Consider the following 23,313-nt stretch of genomic DNA (forward strand, 5'->3'; position numbering starts at 1 on the left):
GCCATCTTGCTAGATTTCTACTCAGCCGAATCATTGATCGGGAGAGATCGATGGCCGACAGACCGACTTCCAACCCGTCCGCGTTTCGTTCGCTGGTCCTGATTGCAGTCGTCGTGGTCGTGCTGGTCGCGGCCTTTGCCTTCACGGCCGGCTGGCTCTCTCCGGACCGGCTGACCCCCGCCAGAATCGTCAACGCGCTGGCGCCCCCCGGCGGCGCGGCGCTCGGCTTCCGCCGCAATCACGCCAAGGGCATCTGCTTTACCGGCACCTTCGAATCCAATGGCGCGGCGGCCGCGTTGTCGAAAGCGCCCATGTTCGCGGCCGGCTCCTATCCGGTAGTCGGACGCTTCAATCTTGCGACGGCCGACCCGAAGGCACCGGACGCCACCGTGCGCGTGCGTGGCCTCGGTCTGCGGATCGTCGGGCCGGACGGCACCGAATGGCGCTCGGCGATGATCGACGCGCCCTTCTTCGCCGTGTCCACCCCTCAGGCGTTCTACGCGCTACTCAAGGCCGCGGGCGACAAGACCGACCCGGACGCCATGAAGAATTTCATTGGCGCCCATCCGGAGTTCGGCGCGTTTGCGGCATGGGCCGGCAGCGCGCCGTGGATGGCGTCGTTTGCGGAGGAGCGCTTCAACAGCCTCAATAGCTTCATCTTCACCAATGCCGCAGGCGAGGACCAGGCCGTGCGCTGGTCGTTCGTGCCGGCCGCGCAGCCCGAACCCGTCACGCCGGATCAGTTGAAGGCGCGCGGCGAGAACTTCCTCGACGCGGATATCACGCAACGGGTGAAGAGCGCGCCGCAGAAGTGGACGCTGGTGGTGACGGTCGCCAATCCGGGTGACCCGACCGCCGATCCGACCAAGGCGTGGCCGGAAGATCGCCGCAAGGTGGAGGCCGGCACGCTGGTGGTCAGCGCCATCGAACCGGAGCCCGATGGCCCGTGCCGCGATCTCAACTTCGATCCCACGGTGCTGCCGCCAGGCATGCACGTCTCGGACGATCCATTTCCCGCTGCGCGCTCAGCCGCGTATTCCGTCTCGTTCAACCGGCGCACCGCCGAGGACAAGGACTATCCGCACACGCCGGCTGCAGGAGATGCGCAATGACCCCGATCCACGATCGCTTCACACCGCTACAGCGCGCGCTGCACTGGATCATGGCGATTTGCATCCTGGCCATGCTGTTCATTGGCGTGGGCATGGTCTCGACCGTGCGCCCGGATTATCTTTCGCTGGTGTCGATTCACAAGCCGCTCGGCATCGTGATACTGGTGCTCGCGCTGATTCGCCTCGTGGTGCGCCTGACGCGCGGCGCGCCGCCGCTACCGGCTGCCATGCCTGAGGTGATGAAGCTCGCTGCCTACCTGTCGCATCTCGCGTTCTATCTGCTGATGATCGGGCTGCCGCTGATCGGCTGGGGCATGCTCTCCGCGGCGGACTATCCCGTGATCGTGTTCGGCGTGCATCTGCCGCCCATCCTGCCGCATAGCAACGTGTTGCATTCGCTGCTGTGGAATGCGCACCGGGCGCTGGCGCTGTGCTTCTTCGCGCTGATCGTCGTGCATCTGGCCGCCGCGTTGCTGCACGCACTGGTCAGACGTGATGGCGTGTTCGAAGCAATGGCGCCCTGGCGTTGACGTTGTAAGGGCTCTCGTTGCACAGCCTTGCTTTGCAGCACGAGAGCCCGCGCTGATCTCTTTGGAACTTGCGGCTAGAACTCGCTGCGGTAAGCGAACAGGCCGGGAATCCCGCCCGTCATCAGGAACAGGATGTTTTGCCCAGGACGGTATTGTCCGGACGTGACGCGCTCGATCAGGCCCGCGAATGCCTTGCCGCCATACACCGGGTCGATCAGCAGGCCTTCCTTGGAGGCCAGCAGTCGAACCGCTGCGCGCATGGCATCCGTGGGGATGCCGTAGCCGGGCCCGAACTGCGTCCCGTCGATCCGGATCGACTCGCCGTTGACCTGCAAACTCGCGTCGATGAGTCGAGCGGCCTGGTTGGCTTTCTCGAGCGTACCGGCATGCGCCTGTGCCGCGTTGCCATACACGGCGAAGGTGTCGAGAATCGACTGGTCGAGGCCAAGCGCGACGAAACCGGCCAGCAATCCCGCATGCGTACCCCCGCTGCCATTCGGCAAGACGATGTGATCGAACGACACGGCTGACGCGTTCGATTGCGCCGCGATTTCCCCCGCGCACGCGGCATATCCCAAGCACCCGGTGGGGCTCGAACCACCCAGCAAGGTCACGTAGACGTTGCGTCCTTGCGCACGCAGTTCGTTCGCGCGCGCTTCGATGAACTCCGCGCTGTTGGCGGCGGCCGGCAGATCATGCACACGCGCGCCAAACAGGTCATCCAGCAGAATGTTGCCGTTCTCGAGGTAGTCGTTGTCGAAACGCGGCACCGCGCGAGTCAGCGCCAGTTCGCATTGCAGACCGACTCGTGCCGCAGATGCGGCGGTCAGGCGGGCGTGATTCGACTGCCGTGCGCCCACCGTCAGGATCGTATCCGCGCCCTTTGCGAGCGCTTCGCCGATCAGGAACTCGAGCTTTCTGAGCTTGTTGCCGCCACCGCCCAGACCTGTGAGGTCGTCGCGCTTCACATAGATATTCACGCCGCCCAGGTGCGCGCTTAGACGCGCAAGATGTTGAATCGGCGTGGGCCCTTCGAGCAGGACGCTACGTGGAAACTTCGAGAGATCGAGTCGGGATGCGGATTGTGTGGACATGGCGTAAGCGCTGGTTCAGATCAGGCGAAGAGAAATGGCTGCCATCATACGGGCCCTGGCCGTTGTTCACATTCGGCGTGCAATCGGGCAGCGAGCGTTCAATCCAGCCCACCCTGGCAGAGGTATTTGATGGACAGGTAATCGTCCAGCCCGTACTTCGATCCTTCGCGGCCATAGCCCGATTCCTTCACGCCGCCAAACGGCACAGCGGCACTCGACACCGCCCCTTCGTTGATGCCCACGATCCCCGCTTCAAGCAGCCGCGCCACGCGGTCGATGCGGCGCACGTCCTGGCTATAGAAGTACGACGCGAGGCCGAACTCGCTGTCGTTGGCGAGGCGAATCACTTCGGCTTCGTCGTCGAAACGGAACAGCGGCGCCACCGGCCCGAAGGTTTCCTCGCAGCTCAAACGCATCTCGCTGGTTGCATCGGCGAGTACCGTGGGTGCGTAATAGTTGGGACCGAGTTCGACGAGCCGTTTGCCGCCGGCCAGAATACGCGCGCCCTTCGACACCGCATCGTCCACATGGCGCGCAATCTTGTCGATGGCGCGGGCGTTGATCATGGGACCGATCTGCGCATCCGCGTCAGTGGCGGCCGCCACCTTGAGCGCGGCGACGCGTTTAGCCAGCATGTCGCCGAACTTCTCGTACACGGCCAACTGCACATAGACGCGATTCGGGCTCACGCAGGTCTGCCCGCCGTTGCGGAATTTCGACGCGAGCAGTCCTTCGACGGCGGCGTCGAGATCCGCGTCGTCGAACACGATGAACGGTGCGTTGCCGCCCAGTTCTAGCGAAAGCTTCTTGAGCGTCTCCGCCGATTCACGCGCCAGATATTTGCCCACCGGCGTGGAACCCGTGAAGGTAATCTTGCGCACGCGGCCGTCGTGCAGCCACTCGGCCACGGCCGGCACTGCATTCTCACGTGACGAGGCCACCAGATTCAGCGCCCCGGCCGGCACGCCCGCTTCGTGCGCGAGCATCACGAGTGCGAGCGCGGTAAGCGGCGTGTCCTCCGCCGGTTTGCCCACCACCGTACAACCTGCCGCCAGCGCGGGTGCGATCTTGCGCGCAATCATCGCGAGTGGAAAATTCCACGGCGTGATGGCGGCCACCACGCCCACCGGCTCCTTGATGGCGCTCATCCGTTTGCCGCGCTGCTGCTGCGGAATCACGTCGCCATAGATGTGCGCCGCTTCGTCCGCAAACCACGACACATACGATGCGCCATACAGCACTTCGCCGCGCCCTTCCGCGAACGGCTTGCCCTGTTCGAGCGAGATCAGACGGCCGAGCACATCCGCGTTTTCCAGCAGCAGCGCATGCCAGCGATGCAGCACCGCCGCGCGCTCGTTTGGCAACGCATCGCGCCATGCGGGAAAGGCGCGGGCCGCGGCATCGGTTGCCGCGCGTGCCTCGGCCTCGCCGCCGTCCGCGATGGTAGCGATCACCTCGCCGGTGGCCGGATTTGTCACGTCGAAGCGCTTGCCGCTCGTCGAAGCCGTCCACTTGCCGTCGATAAAGTGTTCGGTGCGGATCAGTTCGCTCAGCTCGAATTGCTTTGCCATCGTCTACTCCTTGTCTACGCGTTGCTCAGGCGAGCCGTTCAGCGATCGCCTTGCCGACTTCCGTGGTGTTCGCCCGTCCACCGAGGTCGCCGGTGTGCGGACCGTCCTTGAGCACGCCCTCGATTGCGGCAAGCATCGCGTCGTGCGCTTCCCGTTCGACGCCTGCGCCATTGCCAAGGAAGTCGAGCATCATCGCGGCCGACCAGACCATCGCAATCGGATTGGCGATGTTCTTGCCGAAAATGTCCGGTGCCGAACCGTGCACCGGTTCGAACAACGGAGGGAACCGGCGATCCGGATTCAGGTTGGCCGAGGGCGCGAGGCCGATCGTGCCCGTGCAGGCGGGGCCGAGATCGGACAGGATGTCGCCGAACAGATTGGTGGCCACGACCACGTCGAAGCGATCCGGATTCAGCACGAAACGCGCGCAGAGAATGTCGATGTGCTGCTTGTCCCATGTCACGTCCGGATACTGCTCGGCAATGCCGGCCGCGCATTTGTCCCACCAGGGCATGCTGATTGCGATGCCATTGCTCTTGGTCGCCACGGTGATTTTCTTGCGCTCGCGACGCTGCGCGAGATCGAACGCGAACTTCAGCACGCGCTCGCTGCCGTGCCGTGTGAACACCGATTCCTGCAGGACGAATTCGCGCTCCGTGCCTTCGAACATCACGCCGCCCACCGACGAATATTCGCCTTCGGTGTTCTCGCGTACGATCCAGAAATCGATGTCACCCGCCTTGCGTCCGGCAAGTGGCGAAGGCACGCCGGCAAAGAGCCGCGCGGGACGCAGATTGATGTACTGATCGAACTCGCGCCGGAACTTGAGGAGCGAGCCCCACAGCGAAATATGGTCGGGCACGCTGGCGGGCCAGCCAACCGCGCCGAACAGGATCGCATCCCTGGCTTGCAACTGCGCCTTCCAGTCGTCCGGCATCATCTGGCCGTGCTGGGCGTAGTAATCGCAGCTTGCCCATTCGATATGCTCGAGTTCCAGCGCGATACCGAAACGCTTGCTGACCGCTTCAAGTGCACGCACGCCCTCGGGCATCACTTCCTTGCCTATGCCGTCTCCGGGAATCACGGCAATACGGTAAGGCTTGTTCATGCATTTCTCCTCGACAGATAACTCACGCGTTTCCAATGGCTCATTGCACGACCCGGCGGACTTCGCAAAGATCGTCTCCCCCATGAAGGAGACATGAGCGGCCATTCTCGCTCCAATGCGAAGTTCGTGCTGAAAACGGTGCTTTGGGATGCGTTGTGGGGACTATGGACGCGCGGCGTAGATACCGCGTGAGCGATGCAGAGCGGCGTTACGCGAGGCAGAAACGGCGCTCGCGCGGCTACTTTCCGTCAGAAAGAAAAGTACGATCCGCGCGAGGCTTAATGAGGAGCTGCTGAAAAAACGCAGCCGGAAGATCAGGTGCGAGCGTCAGGTGCGAGCGTCAGGTGCGAGTGGCGATGGGCGCTTCGAGAAGGCAACCGAACTCGCTGGCGAATTCAACAGAAACACGCGCATGCACGGCGCCCTGTTTGTCGAAGAAGCGCTGCGAACCTTGCAGCGTAAATACGCCGTCGTGCCAGATGCCCGGATGGATATACAACCCTTGCTTGCCGTCGAAACGGAAACAGACGAACTTCTCCGGCGTGATGTCGTCACCCGGCAACGCCAACGGCACGTAGAACGGTTGATGGTCGAGCGGGAAGAAAAGTTGGCCGCCATCCGGATGATAGTTCGCGTGCCACAGCAGCATGCGCTCCGGCATGTGGACGTGGTCGTCGCGAGCCGCTTCGGGCGCCGTTGCGTAAGCCAGCACATAGTGACCGCCCACCGCTTCGTTGCTGCCGTAGAGAATGTCGCCGCGCCATTCGCTCAGGAAAATGCCCTCGGTGGTGCCGCCCTGATCGCCGGTGCCGGCGTCGATGGGGCGGCTTCCGCGCGCGGGCCACTGCACGATTTCGATGGGACACTCGCTCGGGTCGGCGACCAGTTTGCCGTAGCCTTCGAGCGTGGCGGGAGTGGCGTCGACCACCGGCATCGGCACGCGTCGCAGGCCGGCGGGGAGGTCGGGATTGAGGTAATCGATCGGTTCGGACATGCGGGCAGTTTACACGAGTCGCGTGACACGTCCATGTCATATGAAAGCCGTGTGACAGGCCACGCGGAGCCGTCGCGAATCGTTAGCAAGCCACTGTTTGAGCCATCGCTTGCGTCACCGATAGCGTCACTGATTGCGTCACTGATTGCTTCACCGTCTACGCCGCGATGAGCTGCCTGACAGGCAACTGTCAGGCGAGTGACTCATGCAAATGCATAGGCATCCTGATCGACTTTTACACGCCCCGCTCCATTGCGATTGTTCGCCCTGATCTGCTGTAACGCACAACACAGTGTTTCGTTTCCGACCCAGCAAAAGGCGCATGATCGCGATCTACACTCCATGTGGTTAAGCGCTTCAAAGAATCGGACAGAATCAAAACGCGATCAACCGCTTATGCCGTGGCTACGCGGTGTTTGCCACACGCCAGCTCGCGTTGCATCGCGGCACTGAAATTGCTGAAGTTGCTTGTCTAGAGTGTCTAAAGCGCGCCTTCACGCATCCGAGGCTCCGATCCGGCTCCTCCGCGTGTCACAGGATTGCATCGACCTTTCATGGAGCAAACAGAACGTTATGTCCACGAATCGCGTCCCCCCGGGCTCGGACGATGAGCCCACACCCAACCAGCCGTCACGTCGACGTTTTCTTCAATCCGCTGCCGCCGTGGCTGCTGTGGGCGCCGCGCCTCATTTACCGGCCCAGGCGCAGACCCAGCCCGCCGCGCCCGCGTCCGCTGAAACGCGCGCGCCTGAGCCGCCGAGGCCCGTCACGCTGAACGTCAACGGCCGCGCCTACACGCTGCAACTGGAGCCGCGCGTCACGCTGCTGGATGCCTTGCGCGAATACGCCGGCCTGATGGGCACCAAGAAAGGCTGCGACCGCGGCCAGTGCGGCGCCTGCACCGTGATGGTGGACGGCCGGCGCATCAACTCGTGTCTGACGCTCGCCGTCATGCACGATGGCGAAACCATCACCACAGTCGAGGGTCTCGCGAGCAATGGCGTGCTCAGTCCGATGCAACGCGCGTTCATCGAGCATGACGCCTTTCAGTGCGGGTACTGTACGCCGGGGCAACTGTGTTCGGCCACGGCCTTGCTGAGCGAATTCGGCAACGGCACCGCCAGCACCGTGACTGCCGATGTGCGCAGCCGCCCCACCCAACTCTCCGACGACGAAATCCGCGAGCGCATGAGCGGCAACATCTGCCGCTGTGGAGCGTATGCGAACATCGTCGCCGCGGTGCGTGCCGTGCATGACGGCAACACCGGCAACGCCTGAGGAGAATCGACATGGATGCGATCTCCTACGAGCGGGCGGTGGATATCAGCAGCGCGTTGCGCGCCGCGCAGCAGCCTGGCGCGATGTTCATTGGCGGCGGCACCAATCTGCTGGATCTGATGAAGGGCGGCGTAGAGCAGCCCGTCCACCTCGTCGATATCACGCGTCTACGCGGACTCGACACCATCGGCACGCTGCCCGATGGCGGGCTGCGCATCGGCGCGCTGGTGCGCAACAGCGACGCCGCCAATCACGCGCTGGTGCGCGCGCAGTATCCGTTGCTTTCGCAGGCGTTTTTGTCGGGCGCCTCGCCGCAGTTGCGCAATATGGCCACCGTGGGCGGCAATCTGATGCAGCGCACCCGCTGCGGCTACTTCTACGACACCGCCTTCACGCAATGCAACAAGCGTCAGCCGGGAAGCGGCTGCGCGTCGATTGAAGGACAGAACCGCACGCATGCCATCCTCGGCGCCAGTTCGCAATGCGTGGCCGTGAACCCGTCGGACATGAGCGTGGCGCTGGCCGCGCTCGATGCCGTGGTGCGCGTGAGCAGTCTGCGTGGCGAACGCACGATCCCGATTGGCGAATTTCACCGCCTGCCTGCCGAGCGTCCGGAAGTGGATACGACACTGCAACCCGGCGAACTGATCACCGCCGTCGATCTGCCGCCGCCGCTTTTCGCAGACCACTCTCACTACCTGAAAGTGCGGGACCGTGCGAGCTACGCGTTCGCGCTCGTCTCGGTAGCGGCCGCGCTGCAAATGGACGGCAACACGGTGCAGACGGTGCATATCGCGCTAGGCGGCGTGGCTCACAAACCGTGGCGCGCGGATATTGCCGAGCAGATGCTAACCGGCCAGCCGCTTGCCGACGCACGGCTGCGCGATGCCGCCGCAGCCGCGATGGGCGGTGCGCAGCCGCTGAGCGGCAACCGCTTCAAGGTGCAACTGGCGCAGCGTTCGATTGTGCGCGCCGTCAATCAGGCCGCTGGCCGGACAGGAGGTGTCGCATGAGCACGAATGCCCCACTGATCGGTCAGCCGATGGACCGCACCGATGGCGTGTTGAAAGTGACCGGCCAGGCCCGCTACGCCGCGGAGTTTCCCGAAGCGCGTCTGGCGCATGCAGTCATGGTGACGAGCCCAATTTCGAGCGGCAGCATCGTCTCGATCGACGCGAGCCGCGCACAGGCGTTGCCGGGCGTGCTGCTGGTGATGACGTATCAAAACGCGCTGCGCCTGCCCAACGGCGGGCATCCGCCGCTCGCGCCGCCGGCCGGCCGGCATCTCTCGCTGCTACAGGATAACCAGATTCACTACAGCAACGAGCCGGTTGCCGTGGTGGTCGCGGATACCCTCGAACACGCCACCGACGCCGCGCAGCAACTGCGTATTGCGTACCAGAGCACGCCCGGCGCGCACGACTTCACGAGCGCGAAGGCCAAGGCACATGCGCCCGTCAGTCCTCAGGGCCGTCAGACCGACACGCAGCGCGGCGACGTCGCGGCCGGCCTCGTCAACGGCGCGGTGCATATCGACGCCGTCTATACGACGCCGGTCGAACATCACAATCCCATGGAACCGCACGCCACCATGGCGTATTGGGACGGCCCGCAACTCACGCTGCACGATTCCACGCAAGGCGTGAGCGGGACCCGCACCGCCGTGGCGAAAACGCTCGGCGTGCCGCCCGAAGACGTGCACGTGATCTCACCGTTTCTCGGCGGCGGCTTCGGCGGCAAAGGCTCGTCGTGGTCGCACGTGGTGTTGTGCGCGATGGCCGCAAAGCAGACCGGGCGCCCGGTGCGCCTCGTGCTGACGCGTCCGCAGATGTTCGGCTCGGTCGGGGCGCGCCCGCGCACCGAGCAGCATCTGGTGCTCGCCGCGCATCGCGACGGCACGCTCACGGCGATGCAGCACGACAGCATCTCCAACACCTCGATGATCGAGGACTGGACCGAGACCTGCTGCATGGTCACGCGCATGATGTACGCCGTGCCGAACCAGTTGACTACGCACCGTCTTGTGCAGTTGAACCTGGGCACGCCCACGTTCATGCGCGCGCCTGGTGAGACGACTGGTTCGTTTGCGCTCGAATCCGCGATGGACGAACTGGCGTGGTCGCTGAAAATGGACCCCATTGCGCTGCGGCTGAAGAACTACGCCGAAGTCGATCCGCAGGAGAACAAGCCGTTTTCGAGCAAGGCGCTGCGCCAGTGCTACGCCATAGGCGCGGAGCAGTTCGGCTGGTCGCGGCGCACCGCAAGACCGCGTTCGATGCGCTCCGGCAACACCCTGATCGGCCTCGGCATGGCGAGCGCCACTTACCCCGCCAACCGCAGCCCGGCTGGTGCGGTGGCGCGCATCCTGCCAGACGGCACCGCCCAGGTCGGCTCCGGCACGCAGGATCTCGGCACCGGCACCTACACTGTGATGACCCAGGTGTGCGCCGACGCGCTCGGTTTTCCGCCCGACAAGATTCACTTCACGCTCGGCGATTCGAGTCTGCCGCCGGCGCCGGGCTCGGGCGGCTCGCAATCGGCCGCGAGTGTGTCGCCGGCGGTCCACGACGCCTGCATGCAGGCACGCAATCAGTTGATCGCGCTTGCACTCGCCGACAATGCCTCGCCCGTGCACGGCGTGGACGTGGCCGATGTCAGCGTGGAGAACGGCTGGGTGGTGAGCATCTCGAATCCGTCGTTGCGTGATCCTGCCGGCGCGATCCTGGCGCGTGCCGGCGGGCGGCCCATCGAGGCCGTTGCGAGCGTGAAGCCCGGTGAGGAGCGCAGCGAGTTCTCGATGCATTCGTTCGGCGCGGTGTTCGCCGAAGTGCATGTGGATGCCGACCTCGGCACGATCCGGGTGCCGCGCATCGTGGGCGTGTACGACGTCGGGCGCGTCCTCAACGAGAAAACCGCGCGCAGCCAGATGATGGGCGGCATGGTGTGGGGCATCAGCGCCGCGTTCGAGGAGGACACCTTGCTCGACGAACGCTATGGCCGTTTCGTCAACATGAACCTGGCCGAGTATCACGTGCCGGTGAATGCGGATATCGGCACGCTGGAGGTCAGCTTCATCAACGAGCCGGACCCGCACATCAATTCGCTCGGCGTGCGCGGCATTGGCGAGATTGGGCTGACCGGCGTGGTGGCGGCGCTGGCCAACGCGGTTTATCACGCAACCGGCGTGCGGGTGCGCGATCTGCCCATTACGCTCGACAAGGTGTTAATGCCGACGCGCGTTTGAGTCTGGGGCACAGGCTGCGCGCGTTGCAGCTGGGGTTGCGGGGTTGGCGTTGCGTGGTCAGCGTTTCCGGGCGAGCGAATTCTTCCTGCTTGCATCGAACGGGCGTTGCGCCGCACAATCGGCGCTATCCCCCTTCCAGGTGCCTGTCATGGCCTATGCTTCGCTCGCCACGGGCGTGCTGCTCGCCGCCGGCTACGGGTCGCGCTTCGACCCTGACGGCCTGCACAACAAGCTCCTCGCGCGCATGCCGGACGGCAACGTGGTGGCGCACGAGGCCGCGCATCGGCTGTTGCTGGTGGTGTCGCGGGTGCTGGCGGTGGTGAGGCCGGGCTCGGAAGCGCTGGCCCGCATGCTCAACGACGCCGGTTGTGACGTGGTGTTTTCCGTCGATGCCGAGCGCGGCATGGGCGCGAGTCTCGCCGCCGGCATCGAGGCAAGTGCCGACGCCGAAGGCTGGGTGGTGGCGCTCGCCGACATGCCGCGCATTGCCGTGCCCACCGTGGAAGCGGTGGCGCACACGCTCGACGGCGGTGCTTCGATCGTGGTGCCGTTCTATCGCGGCCAGCGCGGGCATCCGGTCGGCTTCGGCCCCGAGCATCGCGATGCGCTGATGGCGCTGGACGGCGACACGGGCGCCCGCGCGCTGCTGAGCGAATTCGCAGTCACGCGCATCGACGTCGACGATCCCGGCATCCTGCGCGATGTCGATACGCCCGAGGATTTGCAGCAAACGTGAGTGGACCGCGCGGCGGTTGCGCGTCGTCTGTTTGCCGAAAGCGTTCGCCCTCCGTGTGGCCGACGCGCGTTCCTTCAGACGCCCCCACAGCCAAGCCGACGCAGCAACGCGACGCCAACAACGGTGAGCCATTACAGGAGCGAACCGCGGCCCGAAGGTGAGCGAATGCAGGAGCACCAGATTCGGGCATACCCCTTGCTGCGATGCAAAAGCGTTACGCAATCTGCAGAAATACCGTCTAAGCTGAGGTGACGCCGACTTGAAACGCCTGAGCGCCGGTCGGCCCTGCACATGCACGCGTTTGCATGCGCCACCCAACCGCCATCTCCATGAGCGAAACCAGTCCGCGCCTCTTCATCGTGTCTCCGCATTTCGACGACGCCGTTTTCAGTTGCGGCGCGTTGCTCGCCACCCATCCCGATGCCGTCGTCTGTACGGTGTTCGCCGCGCCGCCCGAGCAGGACATGCACACCGAGTGGGATCGCCTCGCTGGTTTTGCCAGCGCGCACGCCTCGGTGCACGCCCGCACGCTGGAAGACGACGCGGCGCTCGAAGTGCTCGAAGCCGTGCCGGTGCGTATGCCGTTTCGCGACGCGCAGTACTTCGATTCGCCATCCATTGCCCGGCTTGCCGCCGCGCTCGAAGAAACCATTTACCGCTCGACCGCGAACACGCTGGTGATGCCGCTCGGCCTGCATCATCCGGATCACGTGCTCGCCTACGACGCCTGTTGTGAAATCCTGCCGCGACTGTCGCACCTCACGTGGTTCGCGTACGCGGAAGCGATCCACCGCCGCCAGCCAGGCGTGGTCGACGCGCGGCTCGCGGACCTCGAGGCGCGCGGCATCGTCGCCACGCCGGCGCATCCGGCGCTCGACAGTCACACCATCGACGTGCAGCGCCAGGCGCTGCTAAAACGCGAAGCCGTGTATGCGTACGCGAGCCAGTTACGCGCGTTCGGCCCGCATGGCTGGGAAGATGTGTTCGGCGACGAGCGGTACTGGCAATTGAGCGTGTCGCGCGAGAAGGGACGGCGCGCGAAGAAAGCGGGGCATTGAACGCGAATGCCACGTGCGGGCGCTATTCAGATGCAGCGCGGAAGCTTGCTTCAGCAGACCTCTGCTGGATCGCCTACGCTATCAAGGGTCGGGCTGGCAAAGCCGGGCCCGGTGTCGAGCCAAACCCAGGACTACAAGGTGACCTCATGACTGACAGCATGCACACGAGTCCTATCCCCGATCCGCTGGCGGACCCGACGCGGGACCCCGAGGGCGATCCGCTCGTTCCGCCTTCGCCTGGCCATCACAACGACGAGCCGCAGCGGCCCGAAGGTCCACCGGACAAAGACCCGGTGTAAAGCGCACGCGCCGCACGCTCGCAACTGCGTGACAGTTGGAGGGTGCGGCGCGCGGGCATCCTGCTCGATGATGGAGCGCTTCGCGACCCCGAAGGCTCGCCGCGCCCAGATGAAACGACTTAGCGCGTCAGCTCGCTGAAGCCCTGCAGCAGACGGTCGATATCTGCCGGCTGGATGTTGCCCATCGTCGAGATGCGGAACAGTTCCGCCGACAGTCCGCCCTGCCCCGCGTAGATCACGAAGCCGCGCGCCTTCAGCGCGTCGTGCAGTTGCGGGTAGCTCACGCCCGCGGGCAAACGGTACGCGCGCAGCACCACCGACGACTCCTGCGGCGGCAGCACGCTCGCCATGCCCCGTTCGGCGAGACCGGCGCGCGCCTGCTCGGCAAGCGCCGCATAACGCTGGTGACGGGCCGACCAGCCGCCTTCGTCCGCGAGTTCGCGCAGTGCTTCGACGAGCGCGTAGTACGCGTGAACCGACGGCGTGAACGGCGTATTGCGCTGATCCTGCAATTTCGCGAGCCGACCGAGGTCGAGGTAGTACGTGCGGCTCGCCGCCTGCGCGAGCGCGGCGCGGCGCACCATCACGAACGACGCGCCCGGCACGCCGTGCAGACACTTGTTGGCGGTGGCGGCGACGGCAGCGATGGTGTCGTCCGCGAAGTCGATGGCCTCGGCGGCGAAACTGCTCACGCCGTCCACCAGCAGCCGCACGCCGCGCGGACGGCAGACCTCGGCCAGCGCGCGCAGATCGTTGAGCCGGCCGGTAGTGGTTTCATGGTGGATCACCGCCACGTGCGTAAAGCCGCCCGCATCGAGGCGCGCCGCGATCCGCTCCAAATCCGGCGCCTGCATCCAGTCATGCTTGACCGCCTCGTGCGCGATGCGGTACTGGCTCGCAATCTGCGTAATGCGCTCGCCGTACACGCCGTTTTCGATCACCAGCAGCTTGCCGTTTTCCGGCACCAGCGCCGCAATCATGCTTTCGACCGCCGCCGTGCCCGAACCCGTCATCAGCACGGCCTGCCATTCAGTGGCGTCGAGCTGATAGATGCCGACGAGCCGCGTGCGCGCCTCTTCCTGCAGATCGAAAAACTCGCTCTCGCGATGGCAGAGGTCCGGCTGCAACAGACTCTGACGCACGCGTTCGGTCAGCGTGACCGGGCCGGGATTGAGCAGCAGCATCATTGGGCTCCTTGGGCAGTGCTGACAGCTTGGCCCTTGGGTTGGCCAACGTCGGCGCCGATGTGGCGCATCAGGCGCGTCTTCACATCGGGCGGGGTGATGGTGGGGCGCGGCAGGCCATCGGGCGTACCGCGGCGAATCGTGAGGCGCACGAAACGCGGGCCGTCGAGCAGCGGCGAGGCGAACAGTTCGTCGAGCAAGCCCAGATCGTCGCCTTCCACCGCCGACGCGTAGCCGCACGCCGCCGCCACGCCCGCAAACGACACCTGCGGCGAGACCGTGGCCTGGCCGCCCGTCGAGTCATGCGCGCCGTTGTCGAGCAGCACATGCGTCAGATTGGCGGGGCCGCAGGCGCCGAGCGTCGCGAAGGCCCCCATGCGCATCAGCGCGGCGCCGTCACCGTCGAGTGCGACCACGTGCAGGTCGGGACGCGACAGTGCGAGCCCTAGCGCGAACGGCGTGAGGCAGCCCATCGAGCCGACCATGTACAACTGGTTCGCGCGGTCGTCGATGGCGTACAGCTCACGTCCACAAAAACCGGTGGACGCGAGCACGACAGTCGACTCAGCCGGCGTCTGCGCAATCACGCGCTGCAAGGCAGCCTGACGGGTGGGCAAGGCATCCGGCGCAACCTCACGCCATTGCGCACGCGCGGTGGTGCGCGCGCCGCGCGCGGCGGCATCCGTCTGCTTCAGTTCATAGGGCGCCACGCTGCCCTTCTGCATGACCAGTGCGTAAGGACGACCGGTCTCGTCCATGTGCGCGATGGCGCGATCGAGCGCGGGGCCGATCGCGTCCGCTTCGGTCGGGAAGGTCTCCCACGGAATTTCCATGGTGTCGAGCATCGCCGGCGTGACGGGCCCCATTAACGCGTGCTGCGGCTCATCCGGAACGCCCGGTTGACCGCGCCACGTGACGATCAGCAATTGCGGCAGCCGGAAGGTCCACGTGAGCGAGGTGAGCGGACTGACGGCGTTGCCGAGGCCCGAGTTCTGCATCATCGTGACGCCGCGCCGGCCGTTGCGCGCGCCGAGCGTGACGCCGGCGATCAGGGCGACCGCGTCGCCCTCGTTGGCCGCCGACACGTAATGCAAGGAGGGATCCTGCACGACGTAGTTGATGAACGGCGTCAGATACGAGCACGGCACGCCCGCGTACCAGTCGAAGCCGCGTGCGCGCGCCGCTTCGACAAACTGTGCAGCCTCGATCATTGCGCCTCTCCGCCTGTCCCAGCGGAGGCGAGCGGCGTCTGGCCATGCGCGAAGTCGCCTGCGCGGCGGAAATCGTCGAGGTCGTTCACACCGCGCCAGTGGCCGTGGACGTACTGCACTTCAATCGATTCACCGGCTTCGATCAGCGCGTTGAGCAGCGCGGGCATGTCGAGCGAATCGAAATCGGGGCGCGCACGCAGCGTCGTCAGCACCGCTTGCAGACGCGCACGACCTGCGCCGCGCACATTCAGCAGACCGACCCAGCGGCCGTGCGGCAACTCGGCGCCGCTGGCGGCGCCGTCCTGCAACTCGCTCGACACGCGGCGCAGCAGCACCTTGTTGCCGAACAGGCCGCGATCGTCGGGCGCCGAGCACCATGCGAAGTCGCGCACGCTGCGATTGACCGGCTCGGTGAGCGAGGAATCGACTACGACGCTGAAGTCCGCTTCGCTTTCGACCAGATCGCGCACGATATAGCTACGGAACAGCAGGTCGCCGTACGAGATGACCGTGTCGGACTTGAGCGCGTCCGCAGCGCAGGCGAGCGAGGCCAGTTCGCTGGTTTCCGCGTGACGCTCGTTGACGACCAGCTTGATGCCGGCGGTTTCAATGGCGTCCGCGCGGTAGCCGCCGACCACGGTGATGTCGTTGACGCCCTGCTTCTTGAATGCATCGACGAGCCAGCGCAGGAGCGGCTTGCCGGCGATCGGCAGCATGACCTTGGGACGCTCGGCGGTGACCGCTTCAAGCCCGGCGCCGCGGCTTGCCGCCAGCACGATGGCCGAGCCGGATGCGCGCGAAGCGGACAGGTAGCGGTTTTCCGCTTCCGAGTACTCGTCCGCGTCTTGCAGACGGAAGATTTCGTTGACGGTGGCGATACGTTCTTCGACGTCGACGAGCGTTTCGCTGGCGTGAATTTCCTTGGCGACCGCCTGCATGGCGGAGGTCGCAGCACGGATCAGATGATTGGCCCAGATTACCGTGCTGATGCCCGCTTCGCGGAACACGTCGGTGGGCGTGCTGTAGTACTTGGTTGGCACGATTACGAGCGGACCACGGCCGGCCCATTCGCGCGCGAACTGCAGGATTTCATCGGGGCGCGAGAGCTTGCTGTGAATCAGGATCGCGTCGGCACCAGCCTGACGATAGGCTTCGGCGCGCTTGAGCGCCTCTTCCATGCCCCAGCCGGCGATCAGCGCCTCGACGCGCGCGACGATCGAAAAGTCGTCGTCGGCTTGCGAGTCTTTGCCGGCCTTGATCTTGCCGCAGAACTCGTCGATCTCGGCGAGCGGCTGACGTTCGCCGTTGATGAAGCTGTTGGTCTTGGGGAACTGCTTGTCTTCGATGCAGACGCCTGCGATGCCGCGCTGTTCGAGCTTGCGCACGAGACGGCGCACGTTGTTGAAGTTGCCGTAGCCGGTATCGCCATCGAGGAGGATGGGCAGATCGCTGGCATCGGCCATGAATTCGAGGGTATCGACGACCTGGGTCCAGCTTGCCTCGTTGTTGTCGCGCACGCCGAACTGGGCGGAGATGGCGAGGCCCGAACCCCAGATGGCCTTGAAGCCGGCTTCGCGGACGATGCGCGCGGACAGACCGTTATGGGCCTCCATCATGAATTCGAGCTGCGTGCTGGTGAGCATTTGACGCAGACGGGTGGTGCGGGGCAGTTCGCTGCGCGGGGCTGAGAGGGAGGCGGATTCGCGGGCGTTCATTGTTGGCGGTTCTCCTGCAGAGCAAGCTGTTTTGGGTTCCCATCGGGCGCGGTGGTAGGCCCGATTTTTCCCGTTCTCGATGGACGGTTTGCGGCCCATTCGGGCGGGGGAAAATCGCGACTATAACGGAAGTGAATCGGGTTCGTGTTTTTGATGATATTTATTTGGTGTTTTGGTGAGAAATGTGGTTTTTTGTTGCCCCTGCGGGGCGGGGGCTTTTTTCGTCACGCTGTATGGGTTTTGGCTTTTTTCTTTTTCTGGTTTTCTGTTTTGGTTTTAGGTTTGCTTTTGTTATTTGTTTATTGGTTTTTTTGGCTGTTTGGTGGTTATCTATTTGTGTTGGCCTTTCCTTGAATTCTTATTGGTTTATTTGTGTTGCCCCTGTGCGGGGCGGCACTTACTTTTCTTTGCCGGCCGCAAAGAAAAGTAGGCAAAAGAAAGCGGCTCACACCGCCAGCCCGTAGGTGTCCGCCTCGCCGCTCACGCGGCATTGGTCCGAGACGAGACGAGCTCTCGCATTTCTATTTCTCGTGACAAGGCAGTCATTCGTTCCAGCGTCGCGCTGCGCGCCCCGCCGTCGGGCACAACGCGATGAGGGAGGTAGAGAGGCCTCGCGAGGTCCCGATTCCCCGGGTGAACCGATCCGCGACGCACGTAGTGCGGAGTGGGGTGGATGAGTGCTTTGTCACTCACGGGGGTGGTGCGAGGGCATGTCTTGTCTTCGGACCGCTCCAATATTAGTGCAGTGGGGGACACCTACAAGCTGGCGGTGTGAGCCCGCTTTCTTTTGCCTACTTTTCTTTGCGGCGGCAAAGAAAAGTAGGTGCTGCCCCGCACAGGGGCAACGCAAATAAACCACAAGAATGCAAGGAGAGGCCAAAAAACCAATAAGAGAACAAGACCAAAAAACAAGAAAATGCAAAAACCCAGACAGAACAGAATAAAACCCAAAAAATCAGACAAATAAAAAACCCAAACTCTAAGGGTTTCCCCCTGCTACGCCGCCAAGGCGCCCCAGCCGTTAACAATCACAGTCACTGACTGCATCCCAACCCCTTATTTGAAACACGGAAACGCGCAAAAATGCCCTCCTTGACCTTGAACAAAAAACTCGGGTCGATGATCGTCGTGTTATGGATCGGCCTGGTCCTGATCGGCGGCTTCGGCGCATGGCAAAACCGCGCCTCCATGATCTCGGACCGTCGTGAACAACTCACGGCCGTCGTCCAGCAGTCTGTCAATATCGTCAACCGCTATTACGCCCTCTCGCAACAACACGTCCTCAGCGAACAGGACGCCCAGAAACAGGCGCTCGATACCCTCTCCGCCATGCGCTACGGCAAGGACGGCTACGTGTCGGTCAACGACTCGCTGCCCCGTATGCTCATGCATCCTTTCAAGCCGGAACTCAACGGCAAAGACCTCAGCCACTTCGCCGACCCCGCCGGCAACAAGCTGTTCGTCAATATCGTCACCGCCGGCAACCAGGACGGCGGCGGCTTCGTCGACTACCTGTGGGCCAAACCCGGGCACGATCAGCCGGTCCCCAAGACCAGCTACGCCATGCACTTCGCCCCCTGGGACTGGTATGTCGTGAGCGGCATGTACATGGATGACGTCCAGCAAGCCTTCTACGCCAACCTCGTGCTGTGGCTCGCCATCACCGTCGTGCTCGGCGCAATCGCCACCGGCGTCATGGCGCTCGTGCTGCGCAGCGTGCGCCGCACGCTCGGCGGCGATCTCGAAGCTGCCGTCGATGTCGCGCAACGCATGGCGCACGGCAACCTGGCAGTGCGCGTGCCGCTCCGGGATCAACGTACCGGCAGTCTGCTCCACGCCCTGCATACGATGCAGTCCGGGCTCGTCGAAACGGTCTCGCGAGTGCGCGCCGGCACTGAAAATATCAACGTCGGCGCCACGGAAATCGCCGCGGGCAACACCGACCTCTCGCAACGCACCGAGCAGCAAGCCGCCGCGCTGGTGCAGACGGCCTCGAGCATGGATCAGATGACCGTCAACGTGAAGCAGAACGCGGACAGCGCCACCCAGGCCGCGCAACTCGCCGGTCAGGCTGCGGACGTCGCGACGCGCGGTAGCCACGTCGTCGACGACGTGGTGCGCACGATGGGCGAAATCACCCACAGCTCGCGGCAGATCGGCGACATCATCGGCGTGATCGACGGCATCGCCTTCCAGACCAACATCCTCGCGCTCAACGCGGCCGTCGAAGCCGCCCGCGCCGGTGAACAGGGCCGCGGCTTCGCGGTGGTCGCCGCCGAAGTGCGCAGCCTCGCGCAACGCTCCGCCACCGCCGCCAAGGAAATCAAGGCGCTGATCGAAACCTCGACGCATACCGTCGAAACCGGCGCCACGCTGGTCGCCAACGCCGGCTCGACGATGAGCGAGATCGTCCACTCCGTGCGCCGCGTCAACGAAATCCTCGAGGAAATCAGCCACGCCTCGCATGAGCAGAGCGCGGGCATCGAGCAAGTCAACCGTGCGGTGGGCGAGATGGATCAGGTCACGCAGCAGAACGCGGCGCTCGTCGAAGAGGCTGCTGCTGCCGCCCATTCACTGAAAGATCAGGTGAGCGTGCTGCGCGAGGCGATTGCGAGTTTCTCGCTGCCGGCTTGAGATTGCGGTACGTGCAGACGCGTGGTCTGCACGTTTTCACCGGCTGCCACGCGCGGCCATCTGCGGCAAAAAGAAGGCGCCAGCACAGCGGTTCCTGGCGGAGTGGCTGGTGGCTGAGCGCCTTATGAAACACCCTGCGTCGGAGAGGACGCATCTTTCGAACGAATCAGCAGGGTGGATTTTCAAAGCGTGAGGGGTTCGGCACGCTCCTCGCCTTACCTCTCTCCCATCGCCACTCCCCCGCCTCATCTCACGAGACCTGACGCGCTCTCAGGTTTCGCCTCGCAACACCTCGCATCCAGATTACGTTCTCATTACAATCACATCGCAACGGCTTTGCGATTTGCGTGCTGGTGACGCATTGCTGCGCCTGACCGCTTGCCGACGCCGACACCGACGGCCCCCATCCATCCGGCGCACGCCCCAACGCGTGCGCCGCCAGACAAGGAGCGTATCCGGACACCGCGAGCCCATCGCCGTCGCTCGTCACGCGTCCGTCTCCATCCATGATCCAGCAAAAGAAATCGCCTCCGCGCGCCGCCCATGCGCCCACCGCGACGCATCCTTTACTCGCCTCGCGCCTGCCCGCGTGGCGATCGTCGTTCGTCATCCTGCTGGTGCTGGCGGCCTTCGGCTCGCTGGCGGGCCGTGCCTTCTGGATACAGGTCGTCAACCGGAATTTTTATGTGGTTGAGGGGCAAAAGCGCTATCAACGCACCATCGAACTGGACGCCACCCGTGGACGCATTGTCGATCGCAACGGCTCGATGCTCGCCGTCAGCCTCGCCTCGTACGAAATCTGGGCCGCGCCGCCGCAAATCGAAGCCAGCGCCATCGCGCCGCTCGCAACCCTGCTCGACATGCCGCGCGCGGAATTGCAGCGGCGCCTCGCCGGCGACAGGCGCTTCGTGCTGCTCAAGCGTCAGGTGGATGCGGACACGGCGGCTGCGATCGACAAGCTCGCAATCGCGGGCATCACGCGCATCGCCGACTCGAAGCGCTTCTATCCGGAAGGCGAATCGGCGGCGCACGTGGTCGGCTTCACGGACAGTGAGGACAACGGTCAGGAGGGCATCGAACTGGCGGCTGACCCGCAGTTGACCGGCGAGTCCGGCGAGCGCGAAGTGGTGCGCGACCGGCTGGGCCGCGCGGTGTTCGACACGCGGCCGCTGATCCCGCCACACAACGGCGCGACGGTGCGGCTGACCATCGACCGTCGCATTCAGCAACTCGCCTACGCGCAACTGAAGACGGCAGTCGCAAAGCACAACGCGGAAGCGGGCAGCGTCGTCGTGCTGGACGCGCGCAACGGCGAAATCCTCGCGCTCGCCAACTATCCGAGCTTCGATCCAAACGACCGCACGCGGCTAACGGGGCGGCAACTGCGCAATCGCGCGGTGGTGGACACGTTCGAACCAGGTTCGACGATCAAACCCCTGGTGGTGGCGCTGTCCATGGACGCGGGCAAGGTCGGGCCGCAAAGTCGCATCGATACGTCGCCAGGCTGGTACAGGATCGGGCCGGCGGTGATCCACGATACGTCGAATCACGGCGTCATCAGCGTCGCCGAGGCCGTGCAGAAATCGAGCAACATCGCGCTGGCGAAGCTGGCGCTCAATCTGCCCGCCGGGACGATCTGGGCGAAATATCAGGACTATGGACTCGGGCTCAAGCCGGAGCTGACATTTCCCGGCGTTGCCGCGGGCAAGGTGCGTCCGTTCAAGCGCTGGCGCCCCATCGAGCAGGCCACGATGGCCTATGGATACGGGCTCTCCACATCGCTGTTGCAACTCGCGCAGATGTACACGGCGTATGCGGGCGACGGCACGCTGCAACCGGTTCGGCTGTTGTTCAGCAATCCTCCCGATGCACCGTCACCGGAAAGCGCGCCGGGCCATGCCCGATCGTCGACGGATCAGGTGGCAAGCGAGAGCCCGAGTGCGGGCAGCGGCCGCGCGGTCACCACGCCCGCCAGCGCACGGGCGATCCGCGCGATGCTGGAAATGACGGTGGGCGCAGGCGGCACCGGGCAGGCAGCGGCAGTGGCGGGCTACCGGGTGGGCGGCAAGACGGGGACCGCACGCAAGCAGATCGGCGCAACGTACGCGAAGAACCGTTACCGCGCGCTGTTCGTCGGCATGGCGCCCATGAGCGACCCGCGCCTGATCGTCGCCGTCATGATCGACGACCCGGCCGGCAAGGCGTTCTACGGCGGGACGGTCGCCGGTCCGGTGTTCGGCGCCGTGGCAGGCGGCGCGTTGCAGTTGCTGGGGGTGCCGCCGGATGCTTGATGGGGGGTGATGGACGGGGCGAGGGCCGACATCACCTCTAAACCAGACCGGCGTCCGCCTCGTGCGGTTTCGCCGCACCGCCTTCGAACACCTCTACCCGATTCCGCCCGTTGTTCTTGGCCTGGTACATCGCCCGATCCGCTTCCTCGAGCAACGCCTGGCCCAGCTCCGCGGCCTGGTGTGCCCCACCACGTATCACACGCGCCGTCACGCCGATCGACACCGTCAGCGCAATGCGTGCGCCCTCGTCGTCCTGCAATTCCAGCAGTTCCACCGCATGACGCACGCGCTCTGCGGCGATCAGCGCGTCCGAACGATCGCCCTGCAAGAGCGCAGCGAACTCTTCTCCGCCGTAGCGCGCAAGCGTGTCGCCAAGGCGCACTTGCTGCCGCACGCAGGCCGCCACGGCGGCGAGCGCACGGTCGCCGGTCAGGTGACCGTAGGTGTCGTTGATGCGCTTGAAGCAATCCACGTCGATGAACAGGCACGCCACCGGCAGCGAGTAACGCGCCGCCCGCTGGATCTCCTCGCGCAGGCGCTCATCGAAATAGCGGCGGTTCGACAAGCCCGTGAGCGGGTCCGTCATGCCGAGCTGCTTGAGCCGTTCGCGATGCGCGACATTGTCGAGACTTGCCGTGACGATGCTCGCAAAGCGTTCGAGGATGTCGGTGGCCATGCCTTCGCCAAAGCGTCCCGCGTCCTGACTGCCGAGGCACAGATAGCCAGAAAGCTGTCCACCAGCCGCCAGCGGCAGCACGATCGCACTCGCCGGTAGCGCCGCCGCGTCGAACAACGCTGTCTGTGCCGGTTCGTCCATCTCGCTCACACGCCCGAGCCACGGCCGGCCGGTTTCGCACAGGCGTGCCGCCGCCGAACCGCCCTCGCGGCCAGTCTTCAGATTGCGTTGATTGAGCGCGCGCAAGGCACCGGGGTCGAGCAGATCGCGCAGGATCGGCGTGCGCTCGTCCAGCCAGATCGACACGCTCGCCAGCGCGAACTCCTGCGGCAGGTGATCGAACAGCGTGGCGAGGAACGAAGCGAAATCCTGAGCACCGATCAAACACAACTCCACGTTCTGGAAGCGGCGCAGCGTGCGCTCGTTGTGCTGCACGGTATCGACCAGTGCGCGCAGGCGGTCGGAGAGTGGCGTTTGAGCGAGATTGGTCACGTTATAGGGGTAGCGGCCCTGGGGCGAAGCGGAGTCGGCTGCTCCAACGCCTTTTATAACGGCCATTCCAGCCCGGTCTTGAGGGC

The 23,313-nt window shown here is 64.7% G+C and carries 18 protein-coding genes; 10 read left to right on the forward strand and 8 right to left on the reverse strand.

What is annotated here, in order from left to right:
* Window positions 1-50: 50 nt before the first annotated feature.
* Together D0B32_RS25375 and D0B32_RS25380 are read left to right on the forward strand one after the other, a co-directional pair.
* Window positions 51-1,112: a catalase family peroxidase gene (locus D0B32_RS25375; RefSeq protein ID WP_117337048.1), complete on the forward strand. Its 1,062-nt coding sequence runs from the start codon at window positions 51-53 to the stop codon at window positions 1,110-1,112.
* A complete protein-coding gene (locus tag D0B32_RS25380) occupies window positions 1,109-1,642 on the forward strand; it encodes a cytochrome b (protein ID WP_117337049.1) in 534 nt (177 codons plus the stop codon). The genes D0B32_RS25375 and D0B32_RS25380 overlap by 4 nt, the downstream gene beginning before the upstream one ends.
* Window positions 1,643-1,716: 74 nt before the next feature.
* Here the strand turns inward: D0B32_RS25380 and D0B32_RS25385 are convergent, their stop codons facing one another.
* The 4 genes from D0B32_RS25385 to D0B32_RS25400 all read right to left on the reverse strand — a co-directional run bounded on the left by D0B32_RS25385 (window position 1,717) and on the right by D0B32_RS25400 (window position 6,409).
* The gene (locus tag D0B32_RS25385) at window positions 1,717-2,736 is read right to left on the reverse strand and encodes a D-cysteine desulfhydrase family protein (RefSeq protein WP_117337050.1); all 1,020 of its coding nucleotides are present in this window, start codon (window positions 2,734-2,736) and stop codon (window positions 1,717-1,719) included.
* Between the two features lie 98 nt (window positions 2,737-2,834).
* Window positions 2,835-4,307 carry an NAD-dependent succinate-semialdehyde dehydrogenase gene (locus tag D0B32_RS25390; RefSeq protein WP_117337051.1) on the reverse strand — a complete coding sequence of 491 codons (1,473 nt, stop codon included), beginning with the start codon at window positions 4,305-4,307 and terminating at the stop codon, window positions 2,835-2,837.
* Between the two features lie 25 nt (window positions 4,308-4,332).
* On the reverse strand, window positions 4,333-5,415 hold the full coding sequence (locus tag D0B32_RS25395; protein WP_117337052.1) for a tartrate dehydrogenase: 1,083 nt from the start codon (window positions 5,413-5,415) through the stop codon (window positions 4,333-4,335).
* Window positions 5,416-5,755: 340 nt separating this feature from the next.
* The gene (locus tag D0B32_RS25400) at window positions 5,756-6,409 is read right to left on the reverse strand and encodes an ureidoglycolate lyase (RefSeq protein WP_117337053.1); all 654 of its coding nucleotides are present in this window, start codon (window positions 6,407-6,409) and stop codon (window positions 5,756-5,758) included.
* A gap of 573 nt (window positions 6,410-6,982) precedes the next feature.
* Here D0B32_RS25400 and D0B32_RS25405 point away from each other — a divergent pair.
* The 6 genes from D0B32_RS25405 (at window position 6,983) to D0B32_RS32655 (ending at window position 13,024) form a co-directional block, all read left to right on the forward strand.
* Window positions 6,983-7,687: a 2Fe-2S iron-sulfur cluster-binding protein gene (locus tag D0B32_RS25405; protein WP_117337054.1), complete on the forward strand. Its 705-nt coding sequence runs from the start codon at window positions 6,983-6,985 to the stop codon at window positions 7,685-7,687.
* An 11-nt stretch (window positions 7,688-7,698) separates the two neighbouring features.
* Window positions 7,699-8,700 carry a xanthine dehydrogenase family protein subunit M gene (locus tag D0B32_RS25410; RefSeq protein ID WP_117337055.1) on the forward strand — a complete coding sequence of 334 codons (1,002 nt, stop codon included), beginning with the start codon at window positions 7,699-7,701 and terminating at the stop codon, window positions 8,698-8,700.
* Window positions 8,697-10,931, forward strand: a complete 2,235-nt coding sequence (locus tag D0B32_RS25415; protein ID WP_117337056.1) for a xanthine dehydrogenase family protein molybdopterin-binding subunit — start codon at window positions 8,697-8,699, stop codon at window positions 10,929-10,931. Before D0B32_RS25410 ends, D0B32_RS25415 begins: the two co-directional genes overlap by 4 nt.
* 148 nt (window positions 10,932-11,079) lie before the next feature.
* Window positions 11,080-11,667, forward strand: a complete 588-nt coding sequence (locus D0B32_RS25420; RefSeq protein ID WP_117337057.1) for an NTP transferase domain-containing protein — start codon at window positions 11,080-11,082, stop codon at window positions 11,665-11,667.
* A gap of 329 nt (window positions 11,668-11,996) precedes the next feature.
* Window positions 11,997-12,725, forward strand: coding sequence for a PIG-L deacetylase family protein (locus D0B32_RS25425; RefSeq protein WP_117337058.1), 729 nt, complete (start codon window positions 11,997-11,999; stop codon window positions 12,723-12,725).
* Window positions 12,726-12,871: 146 nt separating this feature from the next.
* Window positions 12,872-13,024 (forward strand): hypothetical protein, encoded by a 153-nt coding sequence (locus D0B32_RS32655; RefSeq protein ID WP_181969902.1) that lies wholly within the window; start codon window positions 12,872-12,874, stop codon window positions 13,022-13,024.
* A gap of 119 nt (window positions 13,025-13,143) precedes the next feature.
* Here the strand turns inward: D0B32_RS32655 and D0B32_RS25430 are convergent, their stop codons facing one another.
* From D0B32_RS25430 to aepX, 3 genes are read right to left on the reverse strand one after another with little or no spacing between them, the layout of a single operon-like run.
* The gene (locus D0B32_RS25430) at window positions 13,144-14,208 is read right to left on the reverse strand and encodes a 2-aminoethylphosphonate aminotransferase (protein ID WP_117337059.1); all 1,065 of its coding nucleotides are present in this window, start codon (window positions 14,206-14,208) and stop codon (window positions 13,144-13,146) included.
* A complete protein-coding gene (gene aepY, locus D0B32_RS25435; protein ID WP_117337060.1) occupies window positions 14,208-15,419 on the reverse strand; it encodes a phosphonopyruvate decarboxylase in 1,212 nt (403 codons plus the stop codon). Before aepY ends, D0B32_RS25430 begins: the two co-directional genes overlap by 1 nt.
* A complete protein-coding gene (gene aepX, locus D0B32_RS25440; protein ID WP_117337061.1) occupies window positions 15,416-17,134 on the reverse strand; it encodes a phosphoenolpyruvate mutase in 1,719 nt (572 codons plus the stop codon). The genes aepY and aepX overlap by 4 nt, the downstream gene beginning before the upstream one ends.
* A gap of 1,083 nt (window positions 17,135-18,217) precedes the next feature.
* Here aepX and D0B32_RS25445 point away from each other — a divergent pair.
* Together D0B32_RS25445 and D0B32_RS25450 are read left to right on the forward strand one after the other, a co-directional pair.
* On the forward strand, window positions 18,218-19,768 hold the full coding sequence (locus D0B32_RS25445) for a methyl-accepting chemotaxis protein (protein WP_310591208.1): 1,551 nt from the start codon (window positions 18,218-18,220) through the stop codon (window positions 19,766-19,768).
* A gap of 506 nt (window positions 19,769-20,274) precedes the next feature.
* A complete protein-coding gene (locus D0B32_RS25450) occupies window positions 20,275-22,059 on the forward strand; it encodes a penicillin-binding protein 2 (protein ID WP_117337062.1) in 1,785 nt (594 codons plus the stop codon).
* Between the two features lie 37 nt (window positions 22,060-22,096).
* Here D0B32_RS25450 and D0B32_RS25455 read toward each other — a convergent pair whose 3' ends face one another.
* On the reverse strand, window positions 22,097-23,227 hold the full coding sequence (locus tag D0B32_RS25455; protein WP_117337063.1) for a diguanylate cyclase: 1,131 nt from the start codon (window positions 23,225-23,227) through the stop codon (window positions 22,097-22,099).
* Window positions 23,228-23,313: the final 86 nt, after the last annotated feature.

Origin of the sequence: Paraburkholderia sp. DHOC27 (genome assembly GCF_003429005.1) — a bacterium.
GTDB lineage: Bacteria > Pseudomonadota > Gammaproteobacteria > Burkholderiales > Burkholderiaceae > Paraburkholderia.

Coding starts and splice junctions, on each gene's coding strand:
- D0B32_RS25375 (WP_117337048.1), top strand. CDS start 51: ATGGCCGACAGACCGACTTCCAACCCGTCCGCGTTTCGTTCGCTGGTC.
- D0B32_RS25380 (WP_117337049.1), top strand. CDS start 1,109: ATGACCCCGATCCACGATCGCTTCACACCGCTACAGCGCGCGCTGCAC.
- D0B32_RS25385 (WP_117337050.1), bottom strand. CDS start 2,736: ATGTCCACACAATCCGCATCCCGACTCGATCTCTCGAAGTTTCCACGT.
- D0B32_RS25390 (WP_117337051.1), bottom strand. CDS start 4,307: ATGGCAAAGCAATTCGAGCTGAGCGAACTGATCCGCACCGAACACTTT.
- D0B32_RS25395 (WP_117337052.1), bottom strand. CDS start 5,415: ATGAACAAGCCTTACCGTATTGCCGTGATTCCCGGAGACGGCATAGGC.
- D0B32_RS25400 (WP_117337053.1), bottom strand. CDS start 6,409: ATGTCCGAACCGATCGATTACCTCAATCCCGACCTCCCCGCCGGCCTG.
- D0B32_RS25405 (WP_117337054.1), top strand. CDS start 6,983: ATGTCCACGAATCGCGTCCCCCCGGGCTCGGACGATGAGCCCACACCC.
- D0B32_RS25410 (WP_117337055.1), top strand. CDS start 7,699: ATGGATGCGATCTCCTACGAGCGGGCGGTGGATATCAGCAGCGCGTTG.
- D0B32_RS25415 (WP_117337056.1), top strand. CDS start 8,697: ATGAGCACGAATGCCCCACTGATCGGTCAGCCGATGGACCGCACCGAT.
- D0B32_RS25420 (WP_117337057.1), top strand. CDS start 11,080: ATGGCCTATGCTTCGCTCGCCACGGGCGTGCTGCTCGCCGCCGGCTAC.
- D0B32_RS25425 (WP_117337058.1), top strand. CDS start 11,997: ATGAGCGAAACCAGTCCGCGCCTCTTCATCGTGTCTCCGCATTTCGAC.
- D0B32_RS32655 (WP_181969902.1), top strand. CDS start 12,872: ATGACTGACAGCATGCACACGAGTCCTATCCCCGATCCGCTGGCGGAC.
- D0B32_RS25430 (WP_117337059.1), bottom strand. CDS start 14,208: ATGCTGCTGCTCAATCCCGGCCCGGTCACGCTGACCGAACGCGTGCGT.
- aepY (WP_117337060.1), bottom strand. CDS start 15,419: ATGATCGAGGCTGCACAGTTTGTCGAAGCGGCGCGCGCACGCGGCTTC.
- aepX (WP_117337061.1), bottom strand. CDS start 17,134: ATGAACGCCCGCGAATCCGCCTCCCTCTCAGCCCCGCGCAGCGAACTG.
- D0B32_RS25445 (WP_310591208.1), top strand. CDS start 18,218: ATGCCCTCCTTGACCTTGAACAAAAAACTCGGGTCGATGATCGTCGTG.
- D0B32_RS25450 (WP_117337062.1), top strand. CDS start 20,275: ATGATCCAGCAAAAGAAATCGCCTCCGCGCGCCGCCCATGCGCCCACC.